Origin of the sequence: Shewanella sp. SR1 (assembly GCF_020447145.1) — a bacterium.
Classification (GTDB): Bacteria; Pseudomonadota; Gammaproteobacteria; order Enterobacterales; family Shewanellaceae; genus Shewanella; species Shewanella baltica.
In genome coordinates this window covers 64,776-71,713 of record NZ_JAJAEF010000023.1, presented here as the reverse complement: position 1 = coordinate 71,713, position 6,938 = coordinate 64,776, and the positions used below count along the sequence as shown (strand labels likewise).

Below are 6,938 nucleotides of genomic sequence, written 5' to 3'. Positions count from 1 at the left end.
ATTCAGCACTAAATGTTTTTCTGGTTGTCGATCTCATGTGTTCACCTAAGGTCATCTATGAGGCAATAATATCACCTCTATTTAGGTGGCCAAAATTAGTGTGCCACTACAAACATATCTTCAAACTACTATGGTGCTTATGAAACGAACTACTCTATCAGTCATAACGAGCCGGAATTTCTGTGGTTTTAATACCCTTTAGAATGTTAAAACCTTCTGGCTTGACGCGATTGTAGAGATTAAACTTCGCAAGAAATCACCTTTAATAGAGCTAATACAAACTAAGCACTCTTACTCTCTTCCACCACAGCATTAGCATTCACTTTTCGTATCACCCCAAACAGCTTGACTACTTTGCCTTCATCAAAAAAGCCGTAGGCGCTTTCGCCGTGGTAGTCAGTAAAAGGCGGCTCGAATATATGCGCCATATCTAGCACACCATTATCAACAAGATAATCAATAACTTGGTTTACAAAGTTAATTTGTTCGGCGTTATATATCCCTTCATCTAAAAAGCTGCTGAAGGCTTCCTTAGCGGCATTCAAGTCCATGCCCACCAATTGCCGAATAAAGGTGCCTAATGGCTTTTCTTGTAGTATTTGGTGGCGATAGGCTTCTATGTCACTCATGCCACTGGCATCCAACAGTAAACCGTCAAGAACATCTAAGTCTGCTTGGGTGATCGGCTTATTGCGCTTGAGCTTTTGAATGGTCAGTTGATCTTGATGATCCTGGATATACAGTTCAATTTTTTTGCGGTATTGGGCTAAATCCATCGTAGGATTTTGATACACGGCTGTTACGTCATGTACACCTTGTACTTCATCCACAAATTGGGTGTATACCACCTCTTTTTTATCTTTATCCAATGCAAACATTAGGTTACGCAAGCGCTTACGAATATCTTCTAATGTCGTTACATGAATATCTTGCCAAAACTCATGCATTTGAATGTCTTGAATTAACTGTAACTGCGCTTGTACTGCGGGAATGGTGGACTTGGCCTCAAGTTGCTGGGCGATTTCCATTACTCGTTGCCGACTCAGTTCTGGCAGTATGCCTTTTTCAAGTAAGGCTAACTGCATGGTTAACATCAGATTGTCAAAACGATTGGATAAATTATTAACCTGCTCATCCTGATTAAAAGCGTCGGCTTCTGTGGGGAGCGCCGAGACATGGCTTTCAAGCTCAGTAAATTTTGCATCATCAATATGATCCCAAAAACCGCGTTCCAAAAACGGTTCAACCTTCTGGCGTTTGGGCCTCACAATAAAGTTATCAAGGTTCATGCCCGTTACTTGATGATGCAGCATATCCAGTTGATAGTTGTTCAAGTCGCGCAGTAGCTCGCAATCTTCGGGGTATTTATCGCGGTAGGTTTCATCTAGCAAGCGAGCATTGAGCAAGGTACTTAATTGCACACGTTTTTCAAACACTTGCTGCATAACTGGTTTTGTAATGCCTACGGGTAAACCTTCAGGTTTGGCGTCAAAAAACTCAAAGTTTTGGCAATAATCGAATATTTTAAAAGTGGTTTTGTCATCACCTGGGCCAAATAAATTGGGGCATAAACGAGTGCCTCGGCCAACCATCTGGGTAAATTTGACCTTAGAGCGAACCACTTTAAAAAACACCAAATTGACCACTTCAGGCACATCAATACCTGTATCAAGCATATCCACCGATATCGCAATTCGGCAGGTGGGATTTTTCGGGTCAAAGTCTTTGCGCTCGTTTTCATCGCCGCCAAATTCATCGATCAAACTTTGGGCATAGGTTTCTTTAAAGGTGATCACCCGCGCCAGCTTTCCTGCCCATTTGGGGTAGTTTTTATTAAACATTTTTTCAAGGAATACCGCATGATCATTGTTGGCCGCAAAGATGATAGTTTTACCTATCACATCGCCACCTTCCACATGAATGCCCCCAAGCGGCTCTTTACTCATCAGCTGGGCAAACATCTTCTCAGCGGTATCTTCATTGAACAGGAATTTATTTAATTCAGACGGCAAAACCTCATCGCGGCCCTCAAGCTCGGGTTTACTTTCCCACTCCTGTTTTTCCTCATCCGATAATGCTTGATACTTCACCCCATCGCGCAAAAACTGCGTCGCGACCGAAATCTTAGTCGGTGGCACTAAGTATTTTTCGGCATAGGCGCTGCCGTCTTCATAGGCATAGGTGGGCATGCCTTTTTGTAAGTCAAAAATGCCGTAGGTATCTTTTTCAACCTCATCTTTCGGGGTGGCGGTTAAGCCTACTAACAGGCCGTCAAAATACTCAAAAATTTGCCGATACTTGGCATATACCGAGCGATGCGCTTCATCGACAATGATTAAATCAAAATGCCCTACACCAAAGGGGCGCTCATTCGCGCCACGGTCGAGCAGGTTTTTCATGGTGGGATAAGTGGCAAAATACAAGCGGCTGTCGATGCTGTCTTTACTCTGGCCTGAACTTAATATGGCGCAACTGACACGGGGTAAGAGTTTAACAAAGTTCTTTTTTGCTTGAGATAACAACGCATTGCGATCGGCCAAAAACAACACGTTTTTCACCCAGTTATTTTTAACCAACAAATCGACCAGACTGATCACAGTACGGGTTTTACCCGTGCCCGTTGCCATTACCAGCAGCGCCTTGCGTTGATGTTCAAGCTCAAAGTGCTGCAAAATATGGGTAATCGCCGCTTTTTGATAATGACGGTTGGTAATATCCTCATTGATCTGGGTAGTCAGTTTTTTGCCTTTACCCTTATCGTCATTAAAAAACGCCACCCTGTCACTGCGGCGCTTAATCATTAGCGCTAATTCATCTTTGGTATAAAAACCTTGTACTTTGCGCGGCGGGTAAAAGGCATCATCCCACAAATACGTTTCGTAACCGTTGCTGTAAAAAATAATCGGCCGCACACCGCATTGACGCGCTAAACAATCGGCATACAGCTTGGCTTGCTGTTGGCCGTCTTCTGGGCGGCGACTGGTGCGCTTAGCTTCGACGACTGCCAGCGCAGTGCCATCATCGCCCCAGAGCACATAGTCGACAGCACCATTGCCCAGTGGATTAACATCTGATATTGGCATGGTGGTTACGGGATATTCACGGTCGCGCTTATCTTTAAGCGGCCAGCCAGCCTCATTTAGCAGCGCATCGATGAGATAATCACGGGTTTCGACTTCGTTATAGTTGTGGCAGTCCTGCGTGCTATCGGCCGTTTGCTTGGCCTTGGCAATTTGCGCAAGCAAAGCTTCGTTTTGCGCCTTTAGCGCGGCATTTTCACTCAGCTGTTGCTGATACTCATCACGCTTAATGCTGTCACTTTCGGCGAGCTGTTTTTCAAGCTCTTGCACCCGCTTAATACTGCTGATGGCTTTAGTGACCAGGCCCGCATCAATGGCGAGCTTTTGTGGTACTAGGGCTTCATTAAAGGGCGCGATGGTAAAGTGGGTTTTATCGAGCGTTGGCGTATAAGTGCGCATAAACCAATAGAGCACATGGTGCAGCTCTTTGACCGCTTGCAACGCATCCCGTTGTGGCGGGGTACTTTTGCCGTGCACCGCCTCGTTACCGATTTTGATGATGAGTTTAAGCTTGGGGAATAAGTTACTGGCAAGGTTATCTTTAAAGCCTTGGTCATGGATCAGCGACATTAGGGTCGCATCATGGCGAGGCCGTTTTAGCCAGTTGTCGATGTCAAACACGGTTTCAACCATCAGCTCCAGCGCATTGCGAGCATAAAAGCCTGCAATACGTGGGTCGCTTTTAATATTGGCCTCGGCGCTTTGGGCGCGGGCCAGTATTTCGGCGCAGTGTCGGCTAAAGAGATTGGCCTCCTTGCCTACCTTGGCATTCGCGGTATTAGCACTAGCATTGGCGGCGCTAAGCAGCTCAGCCATAAACGCAAAGTTGCTAACACCCAGCGCGACACTGGCGGGGTTTAGCGTACTGGCGGAAGGAGTGACCGTCTCTGACATGTAATTTCCTTTTACATCTTATTAAGTTTTCGCATTAGCAAGATTAAGTTCACCGCTAAAGGCTTTTTGCATAAGGGCATCAAAATTATTACCATAGGACAATTTTAATTCACTTAAAATATCTAACTGCTGCCATATATTGCTGACAGTAGATGTGTATTTTGAAATCATATCCATAGATGGAATCAGTACATCTAAGTCATTTAATCTTGATTTTGATATATTAGGCATAGAGCCAGCGGCTCCTGAAGCTAAATTTTTTATCTGTAGCCGAAAGTTTTTGTTGTTTAATAATCCCCAAAAATAAATTTTTAGGTCAGATGGCATGTCGAATCGAAATATTAAGTCTGGGAGCATTAATCTTTTGGTGGAATCACGCACATAGGCACAAGCACCAACTAATTCGTAAGTATTTTTTCTTGTGAAAAGTAAATCGCCAGCATGAACCTCGATATTTGGATCCGGGTTTGTCCCTTCAAGAATAGCTTTGTTTTCACTAGGCTTATAAAAACCTCCAGTCACAGAGCTCAGCTTTAAAACACCCCACTCCCCATTATTTGCTGGGCGGCTATCGCATTTTGGACTTTGACCGCTTTGAATTTCACGAACAATTGAAGATAACTTCGGGCAAGCCCATCCCTTCGGGTTGGTTACGGGATCACCGAACATATCAATAAAGACTGACTGGGCGAGGCTATTTAGCTCTTGCTCCAACAGCTGGCAGTCGTTACGCAGTTGATCGGCTTTTTTTAATACCGCCGCAATGTGCTTTTGGGTTTCGAGTGGTGGCAGTGGGATTTTTAAAGCTGAAAACTTTGATTTATTAACTATGGCTACCGTTGTTTTTGGTGCCATGTCATTGAGTGTATTTTTTAAGGTCTTACAAAAATAATAAACATAAAGAGGTAATGCTACCTCTTCATTAATAACTAAGCTGTTAATTTGTTGATTTGTAACAACTGGTCTTGATGATATTCCTACTTTCCCTAAAGAACCAATACAACACACCATCACAGAGTTTGAAGGAATGAGGCGAGAAACTTTGGCGCCTTTCTCTGTTAAAGTTTGCTTAGCATTATCTACAAATCCTAAATCTAGCTCTCCAGGAGTGACAAAAGGAATATCACCACCAAAAAAACTGTCATCAGCTTTGCTTGGTGTATTGCCAGTTACAATTTCGGCAATTGAAGCTAAAGTAACTAAAGGCCAACTCACAGCAATTTCTCCAACTCTTGCACACCCTTTGTCATTTTTTCTTGTAGGGTTTTAATCCGCGCTAAGATCACTTTGGGCGAGTCATATTGCACTGCTTCATAGACCACTTGCTTGTATTTATTCAGGCTTAAATCGCAGTCATTGGCGGTAATGCGTGCCACTGGCACCATAAAGCTTTGATCTGTGGTGCTGCATTTATACTCAGGGCTTGCAAAGTTCGGCGTGCCATCGGGATTCGTTAAGCTAGTAAAACGGGCAATAATGTCGGCAATGTTGCTTTGCTCGTGGGTCGGCTGCCCTTTACTACCATCTGGGCCGTCTTTTACCAGCGGCGTACGTTTATCATCCAGCGAGTAACCATCGGCCTGCATATCGTAAAACCACACCTTGTCGGTGCCACCGGAGTTGGTTTTGGTGAAGATTAAAATCGCGGTGCTCACCCCTGCATAGGGCTTAAACACCCCAGATGGTAAGGAAATTACCGCCTCAAGCTTTTGCTCGTTAACCAGTTTTTCGCGAATGCTTTTGTGGGACTTGGTTGAGCCAAATAATACCCCGTCTGGCACAATCACCGCGGCGCGGCCACCGACTTTAAGCATGCGTAAAATCAGCGCTAAAAACAGCAGTTCGGATTTTTCGGTTGGGCCCTTGGCTTTCACTTCAACTTGGGTTTCAACCCCGTCTGCATCAATTTCGGTTTTGTATTTTGGCGCGACTTTTTTGGCGGCAGGGTTTTTACCCAGCGCGCGCAGTAAATCCGGCGCAATAATGTCAAAATCGACCGAGCCCTTAAATGGCGGGTTGGCCAAAATCAAGCTATAGGCTTCGCGAATATTAGCATCGCCTTGATCTTGTAAACTATCGCGATACAGCACAGTTGGGTTTTCAATGCCGTGCAGCAGCATGTTCATCGCCCCGATGCGCAGCATACTTTTATCAAAGTCAAAGCCGGTGAACATGGCATTATTAAAGTGCTGGCGATTGGCAGGCTTATTAACCTCTTGCTTGTAGCGGTGTTCAACGTATTCGAGCGCCGCCATTAAAAAGCCACAGGTGCCAGAGGCCGGGTCGCAAATGGTGTCGCCCAGTTTTGGCTGCATCAGCTCGACCATCATTTGAATAATGTGGCGCGGGGTGCGGAACTGGCCGTTAACGCCCGATTGTTGCAATTTGCTTAATAGATATTCGTATAAGTCGCCCTTGGTGTCTTTGTCGTCCATGTTGATGGCATTGAGCAAATCGACCACTTGCGATAGCAGCTTAGCGGAGGGGATCATAAAGATGGCATCTTTCATGTGCTCAGCAAAGCTGCCTTCATCGTGAAGATTTTTGATTTTAGGAAACACCTGATTTTGGACTATGTCCATCATCACATCAGGATCTTTATCTTTAAAATGACTCCAGCGCAGTGCTTGTTCATCAGGGCCAAAAATGGGGTTAGCCACAGCAATGCCCGTGGCCTGCGCGCGCCGCTCTGCGGTGCGCTGAAGCTCGTCTAAACGGCGGATAAATAACAGATAAGAGATTTGCTCAATCACAGAGATAGGGTTGGCGACACCGCCAGTCCAGAACATAGTCCACACTTGGTCGATTTGATTACGTATTTTGCCTGTTAACATTTAATCTCTCTGTATTCAATATCACGAATCAAGCGGGGTATGGGCCACTTGATATGAGCCGCTTGGATATAGGCAGGAGCCTTAGCATTTGGCGGCTAAAAAATTGGCCTCATCATAGCAGCAAATTTGC

General features: G+C 45.0%; 3 protein-coding genes. All 3 read right to left on the bottom strand.

Going from position 1 to position 6,938, the window contains the following annotated elements; all coding sequences use genetic code 11:
* Positions 1 to 281 precede the first annotated feature (281 nt).
* From KV201_RS18005 to KV201_RS17995, 3 genes are read right to left on the bottom strand one after another with little or no spacing between them, the layout of a single operon-like run.
* Positions 282 to 3,974: a DEAD/DEAH box helicase family protein gene (locus tag KV201_RS18005; protein WP_226060108.1), complete on the bottom strand. Its 3,693-nt coding sequence runs from the start codon at positions 3,972 to 3,974 to the stop codon at positions 282 to 284.
* Positions 3,975 to 3,995: 21 nt separating this feature from the next.
* A complete protein-coding gene (locus KV201_RS18000; RefSeq protein ID WP_226060107.1) occupies positions 3,996 to 5,189 on the bottom strand; it encodes a restriction endonuclease subunit S in 1,194 nt (397 codons plus the stop codon).
* A complete protein-coding gene (locus tag KV201_RS17995) occupies positions 5,186 to 6,808 on the bottom strand; it encodes a class I SAM-dependent DNA methyltransferase (RefSeq protein ID WP_226060106.1) in 1,623 nt (540 codons plus the stop codon). Before KV201_RS17995 ends, KV201_RS18000 begins: the two co-directional genes overlap by 4 nt.
* Between the last annotated feature and the right edge of the window lie 130 nt (positions 6,809 to 6,938).